Genomic DNA, 18,783 nt, shown 5'->3' on the forward strand with positions numbered 1-18,783 from the left:
GAAGAGTCAAGCGGAGTCGCAAGGAATTTATTCCTTCTGCTTTTCAGCTTCCAAGATCCAGCCAGCCGGCCCATTTGCCTCGACAGGCGCGAAAGCCTATATGCCGAGGTCAAAGGAAACCTCATGGCCCGCATCTACAAGACCCGCATCTGGCATGACCAACTCTCGCCATCGATGGATGAGATGGAACTTCTGGCGCTGGAGGCCTACGCCCATCTGCCGGAGGAGTTCCGCAAGCTCACCGGCGAGATCATCATCCAGATCGCCGATTTTCCGACCGACGAGATCATGGACGACCTGTCGCTGGAGACGCCCTTCGATCTGCTTGGCCTGTTCGAGGGGCGCGGCATCGCCGAGCGCTGGAACCCGCAAACCGGCGAGGGGCCGAACCGCATCACGCTCTACCGCCGCGCCATCCTCGACTATTGGGCCGAGAACGAGGAGACGCTGGGCGACATCGTCACCCACGTGCTGATCCACGAAATCGGCCACCATTTCGGCCTGTCGGACGACGACATGGAGCGGATCGAGGAAGCGGCCGAGCAGGCAGCGGCGGGGTGACGAATGAGAGGGCTGCCGTCCTTTCCTACCAATCGCTGAGCTTGGTGTCCGAGGTGTATTCCTGGCCCTCGATATCCTTCACCACGGCCTGGCCGCAGCGCATCGACTTGGTCGTCTTGTCATAGGCATAGGTCGGCGAGCCGAACAGGTGCCAGCCTTTGTTCAGGGCCGCCGTCACCTTATGGCAGAAAGTGGAATCGTCCGGACCGGACAGAAAGCGGTAGAGTTTCATTTTCGACCCTGTCGTGACCAATGCTTGTCTATCTTTCCTGGAATCGCTCGAGCGCATCATGCGCCGATGATTGCGGCCTTCGCCAGAAGTTTCTCGGCATCCGCCAGATGCAGCCGCTCGACCATGCGGCCGTCCAGCGCAATGACGCTTTTGCCGGCATTTTCGGGCCGTGAGAACGCCTCCCTGATCGCCCGCGCCCTGGCCAGCGCCTCCGGCGCGGGCGCAAAGGCGCGGTTCGCGGGCTCGATCTGGGCGGGGTGGATCAGCGATTTGCCGTCAAAACCCATGGCGGCCGCCTCGGCGCATTCCCGCGCGAGGGCGTCGAGGTCGCGAAAATCGTTGGCGACGCCGTCGATCACGTCGAGGCCGCCGGCGCGGGCGGCGAGCACAAGCTGCAGCAGCCAGGGCGTGAGATAGCGCCGGTCGGGCGTTGCCGAAATGCCAGTTGCCTTCACCAGATCGTTCGTTCCGGCGACGAAACAAGCGAGGCGGGAAGAGGGATCGCGGCCAAGCTCGGCGATGGCGCCGACGTTGAGCAGCGCCTTGGGCGTCTCGATCATCGCCCAGAGTTTCACGGTATCTGGGGCGAAATTGTCGTCGAGCAGGTCGCCGGCCTCGAGGATGTCGCGCGGCGTGCCGATCTTGGGCAAAAGAATGCCGTCGGGCTCTGCCTTGGCGACGGTCAACAGGTCGTCGATGCCCCATTCACTGCCGAGCGGATTGATGCGCACCACCATCTCGCAGCGGCGCGCCGGCCGCGCGGCGAGGATGCCGGTAAGCTTGTCGCGGGCGGAAACCTTGTCGGCCAGCGCCACGCCATCCTCGAGGTCGATGATGACGGTATCGCAGGCGAGCGAGGCGATCTTGGCCAGCGCCTTGTCGTTTGAGGCGGGCACGTAGAGCACGGAGCGGCGCGGGCGGTAGGTGTCAGAGGTCATGGCCGATCTATGCCGGCCTGCAGCGGGCGAGGCAAGGCGCGGCACCATAGAACTCATTTGCGTTCTGGCTAATTGTCGAAGCCGGCGCCGCCCCTCATTGCCCTGCCGGGCATTTCTCCCCGTATAGTGACGGGGAGAAAGGGCCTGGCCGCGATGTCGGCTCCTGCAATGCTGGCGATTGGCGAAGCCGGCGATGGCAGCGCCCCTCTCCCCGTCACTATACGGGGAGAGGATGCCGGCAGGCAGGTGAGAGGCGGCGCCAGCCTGAAACGACTTTGCTCCTGCACGAAATCTGCAAATCCTTGCGGAAAACCTCCTCCAATCCGCCGCGCGCTTTCCGCAGCCGCCGGCGAAACAGGCGGCATGCGAACACATCACAGATCCCGCTGGTCCCTGCCCCGGCGCCTCCGCAACGAAGGCTGGTGGTTGGTCGAGCCGCAGAGGCCGCGCATAACGGCGGTCATGCTTCCTTTCATCCCAAGATCACGGCTGCGACATGCCATGCGAGCGGCGGCGCTCGGGACGGTTCGGTCTTGACGCCAGCTTTCACGACTGGCGGCCTTTGCGCGCTCTCGACAAGCACGGCCCGCTTGCTAATCCTGTCATGACAAAACCGTATTCAGCGAGCTGCCGATTCCATGCCGCACAACATCCTCGTCGCCGACGACGATCCGCATATCCGCGAGATCATCTGCTTCGCGCTGGAAAAGGCCGGCATGAAGACGGCCGCCGTCGCCGACGGCGCCGCCGCGCTGCAAGCGGTCGAACGCCGCGCGCCCGACCTCATCGTGCTCGACATCGGCATGCCGGAGATGGACGGGCTGGAGGTCTGCCGCAGGCTGCGGCAGCGCTCCGACGTGCCGGTGCTGTTCCTGTCGGCCCGCGATGCAGAAATCGACCGTATCCTCGGCCTTGAAATGGGCGGCGACGACTATGTGACGAAACCGTTCAGCCCACGCGAGCTGGTTGCCCGCGTCAACGTCATCCTGCGGCGGGCGCGCCCGGCGGTGGTGGAGGAAGACGCCGACGACGGTCAGTTCGCGCATGGCAAGCTCGTGCTGGTTCCGGCAAGTCATGCTGCGAGCTTTGAAGGCAAGCCGCTCACCCTAACAGCGATCGAGTTCGCGATTCTGAAAGGTTTTCTTGGCCGCCCGCAGCATGTGCTTGGCCGCGATGCGGTGATGGCCAATGCCTACCAATCCAACATCCATGTCTCGGAACGCACGGTCGACAGCCATATCCGCAACATCCGCGCCAAGTTGGCGGCGGTCGGCTGTTCGGATGCGATCGCGACCGTGCATGGCGTCGGCTTCCGGCTCGGCCGATGCGGTGGCTGAGCAAGGAGAAATGGCGGCCCAGGCTCGCCACCGTGGTCGTCGCCATCCTGATCGTGGTGATGGCGCTGCCGCTGGTCGGCCTGTTCTTCTTCCGGCTCTATGAAAACCAGCTGATCCGCCAGACCGAGGGCGAGCTCATCGCACAGGGCGCGGTGATTGCCGCCGTCTATGCCGATGCGGTGCGCGCGGCCGGCATTGCACCGGAACGGTTGGGAACGCCGATCTCGGCGGATCCGGCAAGGGACAATAATTACCCCTATCAGCCGATCGAGCCGCAGCTCGACCTTGCCTCCGACAATGTCATGCCGTCGCGACCGGCGGCCGTTCCCGCCACCGCCGATCCGGACTTCGCGGCCATAGGCGCAAAGCTCGACGGCATTCTGGACGAGGCGCAGAAGACAACGCTTGCCGGCTTCCGGCTGCTCGATCCGCATGGCGTGGTGATTGCCGGCGGCGGTGAGGTCGGACAGTCTTTCGTTGCGGTCGAGGAGGTGCGGCAGGCGCTCGCAGGCGCCTATGCAAGCGAGCTTCGCCTGCGGATCCCCGACCAGCCGCCGCCGCCGCTCTATTCGGTGAGTCGCGGCACCAAGGTGCGCGTCTTCGTCGCCTTGCCGGTCGAGCTCGACGGCAGGGTCGCCGGCGTGGTCTATATGTCGCGGACGCCGAACAACATCGTGAAACATCTCTATGGCGAGCGCGGCAAGGTCACGCTCGCGGCGATCGCGATTCTCGGCGGCACGCTGCTGATCGCGCTGGTGTTCATCCGCACCGTCAGCCGGCCGATCTACGCGCTGATCGAGCGCACCAAACGCATCGCCGCCGGCGACCGCGAGGCAATGCGGCCGCTCGCCCATCACGGCACGCGCGAGATGGCGGCGCTGTCGGCCGCCTTCCTCGACATGGCGCAAAAACTCCAGGCGCGCTCCGACAGCATCCAGACCTTCGCCACCCATGTCTCGCATGAGCTGAAATCGCCGCTGACGGCGATCCAGGGCGCGGCCGAGCTGCTCAGGGATTCCGGCGGGACGATGGACGAGGACGAGCGACGGCGTTTTTCCAACAACATCGTCACCGATGCCGGGAGGCTCAATCTCTTGGTGCGCCGGCTGCTCGAACTGGCGCGCGCGGAAAACCTGGCGCCGAGCGGCGAAAGCACGACAATCGGCGCGGCGCTGGCGCTGCTGCCGGTCGACGCCAGGCTGGAGGTACGCGTCGAATCGGGCAGCGATATCGGCCTCGGCATCTCGGGCGAGAATCTCGCGATCGTGCTCGCCAACCTCGTCGACAATTCCGCACGGCACGGCGCGAAGCAGGTGACGGTCGGCGCCGAAAAGGCGGGCGAAAGGGTGGCCCTCCACGTCGACGACGACGGCGGCGGCATTTCGGCGGCCAATCGCGCAAGAATATTCGAGCCGTTCTTCACCACAAGACGCGAGGCCGGCGGCACCGGCATGGGCCTCGGCATCGTGCTGGCCCTCCTGAAAGCGCATGATGGCACGATAACGCTGGTTGACTCCGAACGCGGCGCGCGCTTCGAGATCAATTTGCCGGTCGCGTGAGGACCGGTGAATCGGAGAACAAAGTGCGTTACGACATCGTCATCATCGGCGGCGCCATCGTCGGGTCCTCGGTCGCCTACTATCTGCGCGAAGAAGGTTTTACCGGCTCCATCGCGCTGATCGAGCGCGATCCGCAATTCTCGCAAGCGGCGACGACGCTGTCCCTGGCCTCGATCCGCCAGCAATTTTCCATTCCTGAAAACATCCGCCTGTCGCAATTCACGCTGAAGCTGTTCCGGCGACTGAAAGAGACTTTCGGCGCCGATGCCGATATCGGCTTTCGCGAGGGCGGCTATCTGATCCTCGCCGGCGAGGCGGGGCTGCCGATCCTCAAGGCCAATCACGAGGCGCAGATCGCCGAAGGCGCCGATATCGTGCTGGAGGATGCTGGCCAGCTCGCCCGCCGCTTCTCCTGGCTTTCAACCGAAGGCATTTCCGCGGGCGCCTATGGCCGCGGCGGCGAGGGCTGGTTCGACGCGCATGCGCTGCTGATGCTGTTCCGTAAGGCGCTGCGCGAGAGGAGGATCGACTTTATCACCGCGTCGGTCACCGGTATCGCGCGCGAGGGCAGTCGCGTCACCGGCGTCGCCCTCGACAATGGCGAGACGCTGGAGGCGGGTATCATCGTCAATGCCGCCGGTCCGAACGCCGGCAAGGTGGCCGCCCTTGCGGGGCTCGCGCTGCCGGTCGAGCCGCGCAAGCGCAACGTCTTCGTCTTCGAGGCACGGGAAAAATATGCCGACATGCCGCTGCTGGTCGATCCCTCCGGCATCTATGTGCGGCCGGAAGGCTCGGTCTATCTCACCGGCGGCGCCGAGCCGGAGGAAGGCGACCATGCACCCGATCCAAACGATTTCGAGGTCGAGTGGCCGCTGTTCGAGGACGTGATCTGGCCGACTTTAGCCACCCGCGTCCCAGCCTTCGAGGCGATCAAGCCGACGCGCGCCTGGGTCGGGCATTATGATTACAACACGCTCGACCAGAACGCGGTTATCGGGCCGCATCCGGAGGTGGAAAACTTCCTCTTCGCCAACGGCTTCTCCGGCCATGGCCTGCAGCAGGCGCCGGCGGTGGGCAAGGCGCTCTCGGAACTCATCGTGCATGGCGGCTATCGGACGATCGATTGCACGGCGTTCGGATATGAGCGCGTCGCGGCGGGGCGGGCGTTCAGGGAATTGAACGTCATCTGACGCATAATCGCATCGACCGCCAGCGCGTTGCCGAGCGCATGCCCGCGCGCCGTATTGTCGAAAATGCACCACACCTCGGTGGCTGAGGCGCCCGCGTCGGCGAGCTGGGCGCTGATTTCCAGCAGCCGGCCGGCGTCGTAGTCCGAAAAATAGACATGCGGCGCGCCGTGAAAGCGGAAATAGGCGAGCTCATGCCAGCCGCCGGGCGCGGAAGCGGCGGGAACTGAGGCAGGGTCCGCCGCCACGCGCCCGACGCAGAGGCGGCTCAGCAAAGCGTCTGCTCCCGGCTCGAACCAACTGGCGTGACGCGGTTCGCAGACCAAGCGGCAGTCGGTCTTGTCGTGCAACAAAGCGAAGAACTTTTTGGCTATCTGCCTGTCGAATTGCAGACTGGGCGGCAGCTGGACCAAGAGGGCGGACAGCTTCTCACCGAGACCTCCGACCTCGCCCATGAAAGCATCCAGAAGATCATGGCAATCTATGAGGCGGCGCTCATGAGTCGCGGCTTTGGGCACTTTAACGGAGAACCGAAAATGATCCGGGACCGAGCACGCCCAGCGCTCATAGGTTTCGCGCTGATGCGGTTTGTAGAAGGAGGAGTTGATCTCCACGACAGGAAGACGCGAAGCGTAACGCTCCAATTGCGAGCCCGTCGCCGGAACAGAGGACCTGTGCGCTGCCGGTATGGTCCATCCGGCTGTTCCGACAAAAGGTTTGTTTTCGGCCATGTCGACAATCTGGACAGGCGCGCCTGCAGGTCAAGGTGGGGCTCAGGCGGCGAGGCGGCAGCCCAGATGTGCCTGTAGCCAGCCGAGCACGCGCGCCCAGCCTTCGGCGTGCTCCGCCGCGGCGTCCGGGAAGCCGGCGAAGCCGCCATGGCAGACGGTGAGCCGCGTGCCGGCAGAGGTCGGTTCCAGCAGATAGGCAACTGTCGTTTCGTGACGGCCGAGCGTCGGGTGATCCCAATCGTAGCGCCTCGTCTGCACGACCCTGCGCCCCGTCTCGATCTCGAGGAAGCTGCCGCTGGCGGGCAGGGTCCTGCCGTCGGCCGTCCTCACGATGACGCGCCACGATCCGCCGACGCGCAGATCGGCGGCCCAGCCGATCACCCGGTAGGTCTCGGCCGACCCCCACCAGCGCTCGACGTCGCTGGTGAGAAGCGCGGTGACGACTTGTTGCGGCGAAGCGGGAAGTTCCGCCGAAGCCATGACCGTCTCGGTGTTCGCCATGGCGCGCGGCCAGCCATGCGGCAGTATCATTGCCAACCTCCTCCGCGGCCGTTCAATACCTGATTCAGACCTTCGATGGCGGGCGCTCGAAACCCTTGCCGGTCTCCAGCAGGCTCTTGAGGCTCGCCAGCACCAGCGGCCAGCCCTTGGACACGTTCGGAATCAGCCGGTGCGGGCCGTCGGCCTCGTGGGTGACGGCAAGCTTCATCAGCTCGCCGTCCTTTTCGATGGTGAAGGTACAGCGCGTGTAGCCGTCTTCCTTCACCTCGGGCAGCCATTCGTTGCGCCATTTGATGACCAGACGCCGGGGCGGATCGATCTCGAGGATCTCGCCCGAGTCGGCCACGCGGCCGTCCGGGAAGATCAGCTTCCAGCTCGAACCCACCTTCCAGTCGCTCTCCTGGTAGGAGCAGAGGAAGAACTGCCGGTTGAACTCCGGATCGGTCAGCGCCGTCCAAAGCTTTTCGGGCGTGGTGCGGATGTAGGTGACGTAGACGAAAGTGTTGTCGCTCACGGCTCTTCCCTTTCAAGTCGTTTCTTCAGGTCGCTCAAGGCATCCAGCCGATGGCGCTCGAATTTGCCGATCCAGCGCTCGGCGATCTCGTTGATCGGCACGGGGTTGAGGTAATGCTCCTTCTCGCGGCCGCGGCGAACGGTGGCGACAAGGTTCGCCTCCTCGAGAATTGCCAGGTGTTTGGTCACCGCCTGGCGCGTCATGTCCATCCGTTCGCAGAGCGCGTTCAGCGTCTGTCCGTTCCTGGCATAGAGGCTGTCCAGCAATTGCCGGCGGGTCGGGTCGGCCAAGGCGCGAAAGACGGCATCCATGCTCATGACTTTAATATGCAACCAACTGGTTGCATGTCAAGCGTTGCGACAGGTCGAGCGATCACTTGCCGGTGAATGGCGTCAGCGCTTGCGGGAGAACCAGAAGGCGTCGGGCATGCGTTTCATGCCGATGCGCTCGTAGAAGCCGACGGCGTCGGGCATCGAGATCAGGCTGATGGCGACGGACGTGCCGAGCTGGCGGCGTGCCTCGTCCATCAGGCCTTTGCCGATGCCGAGCCCCTGCGCCGAAGCCGATACGGCGAGCTCGGAGATATAACACACCCAGGAGAAGTCCGTGACGCCGCGCGCGACGCCGAGAAGCGGCCTGCCGTCGACATCGAGCCGTGCCGTCAGCACCAGATTGGCATTGCCGAGCATCGCCTTCAGTCGAGCTTCGTCGTCGACCGGCCGTGTTTCGCCGAGGCCGGATTCCACCAGCACGCGGCGGAATTCGCCGACATCGAGCGTGGGCTCGCTTGCGTAAAGGACCTTCGAAGTCGGCGTCATGCAGCCAAGGTGCCCGATCGGCCGGGATTTTGAAAGCAGCCGATCCCGATCTTGTGTTCGATCGCCCAAGCCACACGACAACAGTTGCCTTTCATTTGCCGCCGGCTTTGTGTAAAGCCGTGCGCAAAATTCCCCGCAGAGAGAAGACGGGTAAGGACCATGGACAAATTCACCAAGCTCACCGGCGTCGCGGCGCCCATGCCGATCGTCAACGTCGATACCGACATGATCATCCCGAAGGATTATCTGAAGACGATCAAGCGCACCGGGCTTGGCACCGGCCTGTTCGCCGAGATGCGCTACAAGGACGACGGCTCGGAGAACCCGGATTTCGTGCTCAACAAGCCGGCCTATCGCAAGGCGCAGATCCTGGTCGCCGGCGACAATTTCGGCTGCGGCTCGAGCCGCGAGCACGCGCCCTGGGCGCTGCTCGATTTCGGCATTCGCTGCGTCATCTCGACGTCGTTCGCCGATATTTTCTACAACAATTGCTTCAAGAACGGCATCCTGCCGATCACGGTCAGCCCGGAAGACCTCGACAAGCTGATGGACGACGCCTCGCGCGGTTCCAACGCCACGCTGTCGATCGACCTCGAAGCCAAGGAGATCCGCGGCCCGGATGGCGGCGTGGTCAAGTTCGATCTCGACGACTTCAAGCGTCACTGCCTCTTGAACGGCCTCGACGATATCGGGCTGACCATGGAGAAGGCCGGCGCCATCGCGTCCTTCGAGAAGAAGAACGCCGAGCTGCGCCCCTGGGCCTGAACGGCTGAGGCACTTGTGATAGATAGCCCGGCCGCAAGCGGCCGGGTTCGTGTGGCTGAACGGAGGGACAGTCATGACACGCCCGCTTCTGGCCGGCGCCTGCGCCTTGGCGGCGATCCTTCTGGCGGTGTCCAGGGCGACCGCGGCGCCGCAGGCGCCCGCGCCTTCCGACCAGCCCGCCGCCGATCAAGGGGCGGCCGATCAAGGCGCATCGAGCACTTCTGACGCCGCTCCCGCCGACACCGACAAACAGGCGCCGATCCCGTTCGAGGACGGCCAGCTCACCATCACGCAGCCGGAGCAGGACGGCGAGAAGATGCTCGCCTATGACGGCAAGCAGCTGGCCAGCAATTACGACGTCTCCTTCGACAGGATCGTCAAGATCGGCGACGTCAACGTGGCGCTGGTCGATGTCGGCGACGGCGGCAACCAGTGCGGCCCGGCCAAGGTCATCGTCTGGAAACCGAAGGACGGCGAGATCCGGACCACGACGGTCGAGCAGGACGAATGCGGCGCGCCGCCGGCCGCGGTTTCCGACGACGCCATCTATTTTGTGCCTTTCCTGCTGCCCGGAGCAACCAAGCCGGCCTTGCAATGGTCGCCGACCGAGGGGCTGACGACCTCCGGAAACCTGACCTACACGCCGGAACCCGGCACCGACTGGAAGGACGTCGATGCGTCGAAATACGACAACATCATCGACGCGTTCCATAACGAAGCGGTCTACAAGGCGGCGCAGGCGCTGCTGGGCGACGATATGCCCGACATGGCGACCAGCCTGCTGGTCGGCGGCGGCACCGAAAAGACCGCTTCCGGCGCCTTCTATGCCACCGGCTGCGTGCCGCATGACTGCGGCGGCAATGACGGCTTCATGGCGGTCGACCCGGTCAAGCACAAGGTCTATTTCGCCCGCCGCGGCGACAATGGGGAGCCGAATGCCTGGCCGCCGGTGAAGGACTGGCCGGCGGATATCAAGAAGGCGTATGACGACACGCAGGGGAATTAGCCCGAGCGTCAATTGCCAGCTTGCGTCCTTCGCGCCTCCCCTCTGTCCCGCCAGCATCGCGTTGTCTGGCTCACGACTGGGCTGTGGATGCGTTTCAGAATGACCTAACAAATCCTGCGAGGCCCCATGCGCAAGCTGATCTCCACCGGTTCCCTCTTCGAGAAAACCGCCGGCTATTCGCGCGCGGTGGTGCAGGGCGACTGGTGTTTCGTCTCCGGAACGACCGGCTACGACTATGCCACGATGACGATGCCCGACACGGTCGAGGCGCAGACGCGCAATTGTCTTGCCACCATCGCCAAGGCCCTTGCCGACGGCGGCTTCGACATGGCCGATGTGGTGCGGGCGCATTACTATATTACCGACCAGGCCTATGTTGACGTGGTCTTCCCGATACTCGGCGAGGCGTTCGGGGACATCCGCCCGGCGGCGACGATGATCGTCTGCCAGCTCAACAAGCCGGAGATGAAGATCGAGATCGAGGTGACGGCGCTCAGGCGCACTGTCTGATGCCTGTCGCCCAGGCTGCGAAGCGGCTGGGCACAACGACGGCGTGGAGCGAGGAGCGGCCCATGGTCAAGGTCAGACGCATCGTCGCGAATATCGAAACGCCCGACATTGCGGCGGCAAAGCCCTTCTATCAGGGCGTGCTTGGCCTCGATCAGCTCATGGATATGGGCTGGATTGCCACGTACGGCTCCCAGCAGACCATGGCCGTCCAGATCAGCTTCATGTCGCAAGGCGGGTCGGGCACGCCGGTGCCGGACCTCTCGATCGAGGTCGACGATGTCGATGATGCGCTGGACCGCATGCGCAAGGCTGGCTTTGCCGTCGAATACGGCCCGGCCGACGAGCCCTGGGGCGTGCGGCGCTTCTATGTGCGCGATCCGTTCGGGCGGCTGGTGAATATCCTGTCGCATCGGTGATGGCGCGCGTACCGGCCTCTTGCGAGATGCTGGCAGGGCAGAGGGGGGTGTGAAGGAACTCGAGGCTCGTCCCCTTGCGCGCAGCCCGCCCGGCGTTTAGCAAGACCGCGGTTCAATTCTCTCCCCAGGACGGTTCTCCATGGCTTCGAAAAATCTCTTCCTGCTCGCCGGCGACGGCATCGGCCCCGAGGCCATGGCCGAAGTGAAGAAGTTGATCGCGGCCATGAACGCGAAGCTCGGCAGCGGGTTTGCCACCGACGAGGGGCTGGTCGGCGGATGCGCTTACGACGCGCATGGCGCGGCGATCTCCGATGCCGACATGGAAAAGGCTGTTGCTGCGGATGCCGTGCTGTTCGGCGCCGTCGGCGGGCCGAAATGGGACAAGGTGCCCTACGAGGTGCGCCCCGAGGCCGGCCTGCTGCGCCTGCGCAAGGACATGGAGCTGTTCGCCAACCTGCGTCCGGCGATCTGCTATCCGGCTTTGGCCGCCTCCTCCTCGCTCAAGCAGGAGGTGGTCGAGGGCCTCGACATATTGATCGTGCGCGAGCTGACCGGCGGCGTCTATTTCGGCGAGCCGAAGCAGATCATCGACCTCGGCAACGGCCAGAAGCGCGGCATCGACACCCAGGTCTACGACACGTTCGAGATCGAGCGTATCTCCGGCGTCGCTTTCGAGCTGGCACGCACGCGCAAGAACCATGTCACCTCGATGGAAAAGCGCAACGTCATGAAGTCGGGCGTGCTGTGGAACGAGGTGGTCACCCAGACGCATCAGGCGAAATATGCCGACGTCAAGCTCGACCACATGCTGGCCGATGCCGGCGGCATGCAGCTGGTGCGCTGGCCAAAACAGTTCGACGTCATCGTCACCGACAATCTGTTCGGCGACATGCTCTCGGACATCGCCGCCATGCTCACCGGCTCGATCGGCATGCTGCCGTCGGCCTCGCTCGGCGCGCCGGACGTCAAGACCAAGAAGCGCAAGGCGCTCTACGAGCCGGTGCACGGCTCGGCGCCCGACATCGCCGGCAAGGGCGTCGCCAATCCGATCGCCATGATCGCCTCCTTCGCCATGTGCCTGCGCTATTCCTTCGGCATGACGGTGGAAGCCGACAAGCTCGAAGCGGCGATCGCCGCCGTGCTCGACGACGGCCTGCGCACCAAGGACATCATGTCCGAGGGCATGACCGAGGTCGGCACCACCGAAATGGGCGATGCCATCATCGCCAAGTTCCTGGGCTGATCCCCATGGCAGAGGCGGCGGTCGACGTCCGCTGGGCGACGACCGAGGACGCCGAGGCGCTCGCCACCGTGCTTTGCGCAATGGCGGCGCACTATCGGCAGTCGCCGCTCGACCACGCCCGGGCGACGGCCACGGCAAGGCGGTGGCTCGGCGAGGAAAGCCCGGGCTATCCGCATTTCGCGCTGGCCTTCGCGGGTGGCGAGGTGGCCGGCCTGGCTTCGGTCGCGATCGTGCATCCCGGCATCGATCTCGAGCGGCTGATGTTCTTGAAAGACTTGTTCGTGCGTCAAGAGGCTCGAAACGCGGGAGTGGGTGAGGCACTGATCGGCTTTCTCGCCGGCTATTGCCTCGACAAGCGCATTGGCCGCATCGACCTCACCGCCGAGGACTGGAACGAGGGTGCGCTGCGCTTCTACGAGCGGCTCGGCGCCGAACGCCACGGCCAGAAGATCTTCCTCAGGCTGTCGGGCGAGGCACTAAGGACGGCGGCCGCTAGAATCTGACTCCGCTCGGCACCGGCCCCCACTTGTTGTCGCCGGCCTGGGTCGGGATCAGGCCGAACACCAGGGTGGCGAGCCAGCCGACATAAGGCACGAAGCAGAGGATGGCGAGCCAGCCGGTCAGGCCGAGATCATGCAAGCGGCGCACGACGAGCGCGACCCACGGCAGGAACGTGAGCAGGACGTAAAGACCGAGCAGGCCGAACATGACGACCGGCTCATCGCCGCCGCCCTCGACGTTGCCGCGCGACAGGTCTGCGGAGAAGCCGACGCCGATGGCGACGACAAGACCGATCGTCCAGAACAGGCAAAAGCCCCAGAACTCCTTGCGCCGGGCGCGGCCGGAGAAGTTGACGTAGTTCGTCGTCACGCCACGCCAGAAATAGCTCCAGAGGCCGGTCGATTCCACCGTTTCGGCCTCGGCGTTGCGGCCGAAATGCGGCTGCCCCGCAGGCGAGCTGCCCGGCAGCGGACGGGCAGGAACTGGAACGGCGTTGTCAACCGGATCGATCATCCGGCCGCGGACCGAGAAGACATTGCCGGCACGTTCGCCGTTCGGCTGGAACTCGACCTGGGCTCCCCTGGCAAGCGTTGTCTCGCGACGCAGGTCCTCGCGCGCGAAACTGTAGCGCCTGCCGTCGGCGCCGCTGATGAAGCCGAAGCCCTGGTGCTCGTCATAGTGAAGAACTTCGCCACGCATCAGATCCCCCCGAGCGTCGAATTCTTTCCCTTTGCTCGATTTGACATGAGCGCCGGCCGGCGGGCAAGAGCCATGGCGTTCAGCCGGCTATCGCAGAGGCGGCAAATCGGGATAGAAGCCGCAAGTCGCCTAATAGACCGCGAAGCAATGGCCCAGAAGGACTCGACACTGCTGCCAGAAGCGGCCGACGCTCCCCGCGGCCAAAGACGGAAAATCTGCATCGACGCCACCGGCCTGCTCGCCTGGCGCGGCGCGCTGGCCGGCATCCAGCGGCTGGAAGACTTCATGGTCAGGGCAGCGCTCGCCGATCCCGACCCGGATGTCGAGGTGGTGACGCTCGATCTCTCCAGCCATCGTTTCCGGGCGCTCGAAAAATTCGAGATGGAGCAGTTGGGTGTCAGCGAGATCGCGCCGTTCCGGCAGCGGCCGCGACCGCAAGCCGCTGCCGCGTTGCGGCAGGGGTTCCAATCGGTGCGGCGCCATCCAATGGCCAAGAGTGAAGCCGATCGCCAGCTTGCGGGAATGGTGACGAACGGCCGTCCCGGCTTCACCTTCACGGTGTCGAAGCTGTTGCTGCGGGCCTATCGCTTCTCTAGGCGAGCCGGTCTCCGGGCGGGTTTGCTTCGGGGCGATGCGGCGCAGCCGACGAAGAATGTCGATCGTCGAACGGTGCTGATCAGCAATCAGCTGCTGGTCGGCGAAAAGTTAGCGGCGGTTTGCGCCGGCCCCGACAACATAGCCTTTCTTTGCCACGACATGATCCCGACCATGCGGCCCGACCTTGTCGCAAAGAACAGATGGCAGGCCGCCTTCGGGCCCAATCTCGAACGGCTGGTGCGGTCCGGCGCGGCGGCCTTCTGCACCTCCGAGACCGCGGCGACGATGCTAGGCGATCACATGCGCAAGGCCGGAATAGATCTGCCGGTCGTCCATCGCTTCCCAATGCCGTCGCTGCTGCATGAGAGGGCCGCGCGGCTGAGGATGACGTCGCGGCTCGAGGCTGGCGAGCCCTACATCCTTTATTGCTCGACCATAGAGATCCGGAAGAACCACATCATGCTCGCCCGCATCTGGCAGCAGGCGCTCGACGAAGGCGTTCGGCTGCCGAAGCTCGTCTGCGTCGGCCGCTGGGGCTGGATGGTCGAGGAGCTCAGCGCCTATCTCAAGGCTCATCCGGGGCTGAAAGAAAAGATCGTCTTCGCGGGTCCGGTCAGCGACGAGGAGCTTATCGGCTATTATCGAAGTGCCAGCTTCGGCGTTTTTCCCTCGCATATCGAGGGCTGGGGCTATGCCGCTTCGGAGTGTCTGGATTTCGGAGTCCCGGTCATCGTCTCGACCACGCCGTCGCTGATCGAAGCGACCGGCGGCCTGATGCCCGCTGTCGGTTCGACCGACCAGATCGGCTGGTATCGCGCAATCCGACGGATGACAGACGACGGTGCCTGGCGCGATTTGCTGGCCGGCCGTATCGCCGAAGAGCACAGGCCGACATCGCCTGCCGAAAGCTGGGCGGCGATAAAGGCCGGGCTCAAGGCGGCAGCAGCCTGCGCCAATTGACTCTTTACGCAAAGCGCGTAAAAGCCGGCAGCGAACGGGATCGTCTTCAATGCGCGGCCATTTGGCTCTTCTGGCATTCGATGCCCCCAGCCACGATGCACAGCATCGGGCCGGGCGTTTCGACGCGTCCGTCCGTTCTCGCAAAACTACGGCCAAAACCACCACCAAAACGGTGTGATTCCCTTGGCCTAACCACCCTCTCCCGGGTTCGGCCTGGGGGACAGAACCCGCATGAGGCCGGCGGGTTTTCTCCAACAACCAAGCGGGGAGGGACAGGAGATTTCGATGAGTTTCAAGGTTGCGGTAGTCGGCGCCACGGGCAATGTGGGCCGCGAAATGCTCAACATTCTGGACGAGCGCGGCTTCCCGGCGAGCGAAGTGGTGGCATTGGCCTCGCGCCGCAGCCAGGGCACCGAAGTGTCCTTCGGCGACCGCACGCTGAAGGTCAAGGCGCTCGACACCTACGATTTTTCCGACACCGACATCTGCGTCATGTCGGCCGGCGGCAATGTCTCCAAGGAGTGGTCGCCCAAGATCGGCAAGCAGGGCTGCGTCGTCATCGATAATTCCTCGGCCTTCCGTTACGACCCTGACGTGCCGCTGATCGTGCCGGAGGTGAATCCGGACGCGGTCGAACTCTTCTCGCGCAAGAACATCATCGCCAATCCGAACTGCTCGACGGCGCAGCTCGTCGTGGCGCTGAAGCCGCTGCACGATGTCGCCACCATCAAGCGCGTCGTCGTCGCCACCTACCAGTCGGTCTCCGGCGCCGGCAAGGAAGGCATGGACGAGCTGTTCACGCAGACCCGCGCGGTCTTCGTCGCCGACCAGGTCGACGTCAAGAAGTTCACCAAGCGCATCGCCTTCAACGTCATCCCGCATATCGACGTCTTCCTCGACGACGGCTTCACCAAAGAAGAGTGGAAGATGGTCGCCGAGACCAAGAAGATGCTCGATCCTAAGATCAAGCTGACGGCGACCTGCGTGCGCGTGCCGGTGTTCATCGGCCACTCGGAAGCCGTCAACATCGAGTTCGAGAAGCCGATCACCGCCGACGAGGCGCGCGAGATCCTGCGCGAGGCTCCCGGCTGCCAGGTCTTGGACAAACGCGAGAACGGCGGCTACATCACGCCGCTCGAGTCGGCCGGCGAGGACGCCACCTTCATCTCGCGCATCCGCGAGGATTCGACCGTCGATAACGGCCTGTCGATGTGGGTCGTCTCCGACAATCTGCGCAAGGGCGCGGCGCTCAACGCCGTCCAGATCGCCGAGTTGTTGGTCGAGCGGGGCCTGATCCAGCCGAAGAAGAAGGCGGCTTAGTTCCGCTCACGGGCCGCACCGCCGCTTCGCGGCTGGCCCTCCGCGAGGGCGCCGGACGACCGGCGGCCCGCGGTCGCGGGCTCGGCCTTCGGCCGTTTTGTTTTCGCTCACGGGCCGCACCGCCGCTTCGCGGCTGGGCCTCCGCGAGGGCGCCGGACGACCGGCGGCCCGCGGTCGCGGGCTCGGCCTTCGGCCGTTGGGCTCTCGCTCACGGGCCGCGCGTCGCGGGCGGCCTTCCGCCGATAGCTCTCTTTTCCCGTTCACGGGAAAGGTCGCGGCAGGAGGATGAGGGTGGCGCCGCAATGGGTGTGACGAGCGATGCCCGCTGCTTCCATGTGCTGAGGCGCTAGCCACTGCTCTCCGCAGCCAGCTGCCGCAGGAGGCCGAGCGCCTCGTCCGCCCGCTCCGCCGGGACGAACAGATGGTCATGGTAAAAGGCCGAAACCGGATTGACGCCCATGCCGGCAGCGGCGAGCCGCGTCGTGATCGCGGCCAGAAAGCCGACGGCGTCGAGCGACGAATGGATGTCGAGCGTGATCATCCGGCAGCGGAACGTGCCGGCGAGGCCGGCTACCTTCGCTTGGTACTCCGACACGATCAACGTCAGACCTTCCCGCTCGCGAAACTGCATGACCGGATCAAGACCGTCCGGTACGGCTGTACCGGGCGCCAGCGTCGCGAAAACATGGACATCGGGGAGCAGTTGCGGCGTCATCGACGCCAGTAGTCTTTGGAGATTGGTCTCGCCGGTCATTCTCTCTCCTTCGGGCATGCATTCTCACTCAATCATGCGTTCGAAAAAAGCGCACCGGCCCTTGTCGGATCGCCGCCCTGCCCGCCGTCCTTGGCTCGAAGCTGGCAAAACAGCCAGGCTCCAACCAAGGAGGGAACACCAATGAGCATTTCAGAAACCGCTCCCGTCTCGAACGGCGCCTTGTGGACCGGGCGCGCGCTTAGCGCCATTGTCATCCTTTTCATGATCTTCGACGGCGTCATCAAGCTGCCGCCGTTGCAGATCGTCACCGAGACGATGGCGCAGCTCGGCTGGCCGGAGGACCCAAACACCGCGCGGCTGCTCGGCATCGTCGGCCTGATCTCGACTGTGCTTTATGCGCTGCCGCGCACGTCCGTGCTCGGCGCCATCCTGCTCACCGCCTATATGGGCGGCGCAATTTCCACGCATGTGCGCATCGGCAACCCGCTGCTTTCGCACACGCTTTTCGGCGTCTATCTCGCTGTTGTCCTGTGGGGCGGGCTCTATCTGCGCGACCCCAGAGTGCACGCGCTGATCCCGTTCAGCCGCTGAGCCGGTTCGTTCTGGTGATTCCACCGGCTGCGGCGACCGCAAGGCTTCGAAGCCGGGTTGCCAAGCTGCGTTACCGAACGCTAATTCGTGAGCACTCTCAATGCTGTCGAGGCCGGTTGGCGCAACCCGCGCCTGCCTTCGAAACAGCAATATTCGTTCCCTTCGGGATCAAATTAGCCGTTTGCGAGTTAAAGCTTGGCGGCGAGGACGGCGATCCCGTGAGAGAGGAACTGAAATGAAGAAAGCGATTACCATTCTGGTGCTGACGGTGGCGCTGGGCGCCTGTTCGCAGACGGAAAAAGGAGCGGCGATCGGCGGCTTGGGCGGTGCTGCGGTCGGAGCGGCCGTCGCCAATGACCCGGTCGAGGGCGCAGTGGTCGGTGGCGCTGTCGGCGCCGTGGCAGGCGCGTTGATCGGCCGTGCCAGCGAAAGCGGCAAGTGCCGTTATCGGGACCGCTACGGGCGCGTTTATATTGCTCGTTGCCCGTCGGGATATTGAGGTATCAACAGGCCTGACCAAAAGAACGGCGGGGTTGGCCCGCCGTTCTTTTGACCTGTTTTGACCGGGGGCCGAGACTACTCGGCGGTCGCGGCTTCCGCCTCGGCGGGTGCTGCGGACGCGGCCGCAACGGCAGCGGCGGCGTCTTCCTGGGCCTTCTTCAGCAGGGCTGCGCGCTCCTGGGCCTTCTTGCCCGGCAGGGCCTTGTTCGGGTTCGAGCGGGCCGGACGCTTGGCGATGCCGGCCTCGTCGAGGAAGCGCAGCACGCGGTCGGTCGGCTGGGCGCCGTGCGAGAGCCAGTGCTTGACGCGGTCGACGTCGACCTTCACGCGTTCGCCGTCCTTCGGCAGCAGCGGGTTCCACGAGCCGAGCGCCTCGATGAAACGGCCGTCGCGCGGCGAACGGGCGTCGGCGACGACGACGTGGTAATAGGGACGCTTCTTCGAGCCCGCACGGGCCAGTCTGATCTTCAGTGCCATTCTTTATCTCCTAACAAGCTCTGAGTTCGTTGATTGGGTTGCGGCTTTGGCGTTGTGCAAGTCGTAATCCCAAGACCGCTGCGCAGTTGGGCGACATGCACCAG

Annotated in this window: 24 protein-coding genes; 14 read left to right on the forward strand and 10 right to left on the reverse strand. The window is 64.6% G+C overall.

Features of this window, described 5'->3' with window-relative positions:
• Positions 1–123 precede the first annotated feature (123 nt).
• Positions 124–561, forward strand: coding sequence for a metallopeptidase family protein (locus tag P9217_RS11615; protein ID WP_066991616.1), 438 nt, complete (start codon positions 124–126; stop codon positions 559–561).
• A 25-nt stretch (positions 562–586) separates the two neighbouring features.
• Here P9217_RS11615 and P9217_RS11620 read toward each other — a convergent pair whose 3' ends face one another.
• Together P9217_RS11620 and P9217_RS11625 are read right to left on the reverse strand one after the other, a co-directional pair.
• Positions 587–793: a DUF1737 domain-containing protein gene (locus P9217_RS11620; protein ID WP_095776719.1), complete on the reverse strand. Its 207-nt coding sequence runs from the start codon at positions 791–793 to the stop codon at positions 587–589.
• A gap of 56 nt (positions 794–849) precedes the next feature.
• A complete protein-coding gene (locus tag P9217_RS11625; RefSeq protein ID WP_164749198.1) occupies positions 850–1,731 on the reverse strand; it encodes a CoA ester lyase in 882 nt (293 codons plus the stop codon).
• Positions 1,732–2,369: 638 nt separating this feature from the next.
• Between P9217_RS11625 and P9217_RS11630 the strand changes: the two genes are divergently transcribed.
• From P9217_RS11630 to P9217_RS11640, 3 genes are read left to right on the forward strand one after another with little or no spacing between them, the layout of a single operon-like run.
• Entirely contained in the window at positions 2,370–3,068 is a 699-nt protein-coding gene (locus tag P9217_RS11630) for a response regulator transcription factor (protein ID WP_278085972.1), read from the forward strand.
• Positions 3,056–4,627, forward strand: coding sequence for a HAMP domain-containing sensor histidine kinase (locus tag P9217_RS11635; protein WP_127215298.1), 1,572 nt, complete (start codon positions 3,056–3,058; stop codon positions 4,625–4,627). Before P9217_RS11630 ends, P9217_RS11635 begins: the two co-directional genes overlap by 13 nt.
• 23 nt (positions 4,628–4,650) lie before the next feature.
• Positions 4,651–5,817, forward strand: coding sequence for an FAD-binding oxidoreductase (locus P9217_RS11640; protein ID WP_127215299.1), 1,167 nt, complete (start codon positions 4,651–4,653; stop codon positions 5,815–5,817).
• Here the strand turns inward: P9217_RS11640 and P9217_RS11645 are convergent.
• The 5 genes from P9217_RS11645 to P9217_RS11665 all read right to left on the reverse strand — a co-directional run bounded on the left by P9217_RS11645 (position 5,736) and on the right by P9217_RS11665 (position 8,378).
• The gene (locus P9217_RS11645; RefSeq protein WP_278085971.1) at positions 5,736–6,545 is read right to left on the reverse strand and encodes a DUF72 domain-containing protein; all 810 of its coding nucleotides are present in this window, start codon (positions 6,543–6,545) and stop codon (positions 5,736–5,738) included. The two genes, P9217_RS11640 and P9217_RS11645, sit on opposite strands and share 82 nt — an antisense overlap.
• Before the next feature lie 42 nt (positions 6,546–6,587).
• Entirely contained in the window at positions 6,588–7,076 is a 489-nt protein-coding gene (locus P9217_RS11650) for an SRPBCC domain-containing protein (protein WP_278051887.1), read from the reverse strand.
• 34 nt (positions 7,077–7,110) lie between these two features.
• The gene (locus P9217_RS11655; RefSeq protein ID WP_066991633.1) at positions 7,111–7,560 is read right to left on the reverse strand and encodes an SRPBCC family protein; all 450 of its coding nucleotides are present in this window, start codon (positions 7,558–7,560) and stop codon (positions 7,111–7,113) included.
• Positions 7,557–7,877, reverse strand: a complete 321-nt coding sequence (locus P9217_RS11660; protein ID WP_095782759.1) for a metalloregulator ArsR/SmtB family transcription factor — start codon at positions 7,875–7,877, stop codon at positions 7,557–7,559. The genes P9217_RS11655 and P9217_RS11660 overlap by 4 nt, the downstream gene beginning before the upstream one ends.
• A 75-nt stretch (positions 7,878–7,952) precedes the next feature.
• Positions 7,953–8,378: a GNAT family N-acetyltransferase gene (locus tag P9217_RS11665; RefSeq protein ID WP_067323604.1), complete on the reverse strand. Its 426-nt coding sequence runs from the start codon at positions 8,376–8,378 to the stop codon at positions 7,953–7,955.
• Positions 8,379–8,537: 159 nt separating this feature from the next.
• On the opposite strand from P9217_RS11665, the gene leuD reads away from it, so the two are divergent.
• From leuD to P9217_RS11695, 6 genes are all read left to right on the forward strand, one after another.
• A complete protein-coding gene (gene leuD, locus P9217_RS11670) occupies positions 8,538–9,143 on the forward strand; it encodes a 3-isopropylmalate dehydratase small subunit (RefSeq protein ID WP_066991643.1) in 606 nt (201 codons plus the stop codon).
• 73 nt (positions 9,144–9,216) lie between these two features.
• A complete protein-coding gene (locus P9217_RS11675; protein ID WP_278051876.1) occupies positions 9,217–10,149 on the forward strand; it encodes a hypothetical protein in 933 nt (310 codons plus the stop codon).
• Between the two features lie 126 nt (positions 10,150–10,275).
• The gene (locus P9217_RS11680; RefSeq protein WP_278085970.1) at positions 10,276–10,659 is read left to right on the forward strand and encodes a RidA family protein; all 384 of its coding nucleotides are present in this window, start codon (positions 10,276–10,278) and stop codon (positions 10,657–10,659) included.
• A gap of 62 nt (positions 10,660–10,721) precedes the next feature.
• Entirely contained in the window at positions 10,722–11,075 is a 354-nt protein-coding gene (locus P9217_RS11685) for a VOC family protein (protein ID WP_278085969.1), read from the forward strand.
• A gap of 139 nt (positions 11,076–11,214) precedes the next feature.
• The gene (gene leuB / locus P9217_RS11690) at positions 11,215–12,318 is read left to right on the forward strand and encodes a 3-isopropylmalate dehydrogenase (protein WP_095799593.1); all 1,104 of its coding nucleotides are present in this window, start codon (positions 11,215–11,217) and stop codon (positions 12,316–12,318) included.
• Positions 12,319–12,323: 5 nt separating this feature from the next.
• A complete protein-coding gene (locus P9217_RS11695) occupies positions 12,324–12,821 on the forward strand; it encodes a GNAT family N-acetyltransferase (protein ID WP_127240947.1) in 498 nt (165 codons plus the stop codon).
• On the opposite strand, the gene P9217_RS11700 is transcribed toward P9217_RS11695, so the two are convergent.
• Positions 12,811–13,518: a DUF805 domain-containing protein gene (locus P9217_RS11700; RefSeq protein ID WP_278085968.1), complete on the reverse strand. Its 708-nt coding sequence runs from the start codon at positions 13,516–13,518 to the stop codon at positions 12,811–12,813. The two genes, P9217_RS11695 and P9217_RS11700, sit on opposite strands and share 11 nt — an antisense overlap.
• A 147-nt stretch (positions 13,519–13,665) precedes the next feature.
• On the opposite strand from P9217_RS11700, the gene P9217_RS11705 reads away from it, so the two are divergent.
• Together P9217_RS11705 and P9217_RS11710 are read left to right on the forward strand one after the other, a co-directional pair.
• The gene (locus P9217_RS11705; RefSeq protein ID WP_278085967.1) at positions 13,666–15,075 is read left to right on the forward strand and encodes a glycosyltransferase; all 1,410 of its coding nucleotides are present in this window, start codon (positions 13,666–13,668) and stop codon (positions 15,073–15,075) included.
• 285 nt (positions 15,076–15,360) lie between these two features.
• Entirely contained in the window at positions 15,361–16,395 is a 1,035-nt protein-coding gene (locus P9217_RS11710; RefSeq protein ID WP_067323616.1) for an aspartate-semialdehyde dehydrogenase, read from the forward strand.
• Positions 16,396–16,741: 346 nt separating this feature from the next.
• Here P9217_RS11710 and P9217_RS11715 read toward each other — a convergent pair whose 3' ends face one another.
• Positions 16,742–17,149, reverse strand: a complete 408-nt coding sequence (locus P9217_RS11715) for an ACT domain-containing protein (RefSeq protein WP_278085966.1) — start codon at positions 17,147–17,149, stop codon at positions 16,742–16,744.
• A 141-nt stretch (positions 17,150–17,290) separates the two neighbouring features.
• On the opposite strand from P9217_RS11715, the gene P9217_RS11720 reads away from it, so the two are divergent.
• The gene (locus P9217_RS11720) at positions 17,291–17,701 is read left to right on the forward strand and encodes a DoxX family protein (RefSeq protein WP_278085965.1); all 411 of its coding nucleotides are present in this window, start codon (positions 17,291–17,293) and stop codon (positions 17,699–17,701) included.
• Between the two features lie 235 nt (positions 17,702–17,936).
• The gene (locus P9217_RS11725) at positions 17,937–18,200 is read left to right on the forward strand and encodes a YMGG-like glycine zipper-containing protein (protein ID WP_066991674.1); all 264 of its coding nucleotides are present in this window, start codon (positions 17,937–17,939) and stop codon (positions 18,198–18,200) included.
• A gap of 77 nt (positions 18,201–18,277) precedes the next feature.
• Here P9217_RS11725 and rpsP read toward each other — a convergent pair whose 3' ends face one another.
• The gene (gene rpsP, locus P9217_RS11730; protein WP_278085964.1) at positions 18,278–18,679 is read right to left on the reverse strand and encodes a 30S ribosomal protein S16; all 402 of its coding nucleotides are present in this window, start codon (positions 18,677–18,679) and stop codon (positions 18,278–18,280) included.
• Positions 18,680–18,783: the final 104 nt, after the last annotated feature.

The organism is Mesorhizobium sp. WSM4989 (assembly GCF_029625795.1).
Classification (GTDB): Bacteria; Pseudomonadota; Alphaproteobacteria; order Rhizobiales; family Rhizobiaceae; genus Mesorhizobium.

Coding starts and splice junctions, on each gene's coding strand:
- P9217_RS11725 (WP_066991674.1), top strand. CDS start 17,937: ATGAAGAAAGCGATTACCATTCTGGTGCTGACGGTGGCGCTGGGCGCC.
- P9217_RS11710 (WP_067323616.1), top strand. CDS start 15,361: ATGAGTTTCAAGGTTGCGGTAGTCGGCGCCACGGGCAATGTGGGCCGC.
- P9217_RS11675 (WP_278051876.1), top strand. CDS start 9,217: ATGACACGCCCGCTTCTGGCCGGCGCCTGCGCCTTGGCGGCGATCCTT.
- leuB (WP_095799593.1), top strand. CDS start 11,215: ATGGCTTCGAAAAATCTCTTCCTGCTCGCCGGCGACGGCATCGGCCCC.
- P9217_RS11660 (WP_095782759.1), bottom strand. CDS start 7,877: ATGAGCATGGATGCCGTCTTTCGCGCCTTGGCCGACCCGACCCGCCGG.
- P9217_RS11650 (WP_278051887.1), bottom strand. CDS start 7,076: ATGATACTGCCGCATGGCTGGCCGCGCGCCATGGCGAACACCGAGACG.
- P9217_RS11685 (WP_278085969.1), top strand. CDS start 10,722: ATGGTCAAGGTCAGACGCATCGTCGCGAATATCGAAACGCCCGACATT.
- P9217_RS11635 (WP_127215298.1), top strand. CDS start 3,056: ATGCGGTGGCTGAGCAAGGAGAAATGGCGGCCCAGGCTCGCCACCGTG.
- P9217_RS11630 (WP_278085972.1), top strand. CDS start 2,370: ATGCCGCACAACATCCTCGTCGCCGACGACGATCCGCATATCCGCGAG.
- P9217_RS11715 (WP_278085966.1), bottom strand. CDS start 17,149: ATGACCGGCGAGACCAATCTCCAAAGACTACTGGCGTCGATGACGCCG.
- P9217_RS11705 (WP_278085967.1), top strand. CDS start 13,666: ATGGCCCAGAAGGACTCGACACTGCTGCCAGAAGCGGCCGACGCTCCC.
- P9217_RS11620 (WP_095776719.1), bottom strand. CDS start 793: ATGAAACTCTACCGCTTTCTGTCCGGTCCGGACGATTCCACTTTCTGC.
- P9217_RS11720 (WP_278085965.1), top strand. CDS start 17,291: ATGAGCATTTCAGAAACCGCTCCCGTCTCGAACGGCGCCTTGTGGACC.
- P9217_RS11645 (WP_278085971.1), bottom strand. CDS start 6,545: ATGGCCGAAAACAAACCTTTTGTCGGAACAGCCGGATGGACCATACCG.
- P9217_RS11695 (WP_127240947.1), top strand. CDS start 12,324: ATGGCAGAGGCGGCGGTCGACGTCCGCTGGGCGACGACCGAGGACGCC.
- P9217_RS11665 (WP_067323604.1), bottom strand. CDS start 8,378: ATGACGCCGACTTCGAAGGTCCTTTACGCAAGCGAGCCCACGCTCGAT.
- P9217_RS11625 (WP_164749198.1), bottom strand. CDS start 1,731: ATGACCTCTGACACCTACCGCCCGCGCCGCTCCGTGCTCTACGTGCCC.
- rpsP (WP_278085964.1), bottom strand. CDS start 18,679: ATGGCACTGAAGATCAGACTGGCCCGTGCGGGCTCGAAGAAGCGTCCC.
- leuD (WP_066991643.1), top strand. CDS start 8,538: ATGGACAAATTCACCAAGCTCACCGGCGTCGCGGCGCCCATGCCGATC.
- P9217_RS11615 (WP_066991616.1), top strand. CDS start 124: ATGGCCCGCATCTACAAGACCCGCATCTGGCATGACCAACTCTCGCCA.
- P9217_RS11680 (WP_278085970.1), top strand. CDS start 10,276: ATGCGCAAGCTGATCTCCACCGGTTCCCTCTTCGAGAAAACCGCCGGC.
- P9217_RS11700 (WP_278085968.1), bottom strand. CDS start 13,518: ATGCGTGGCGAAGTTCTTCACTATGACGAGCACCAGGGCTTCGGCTTC.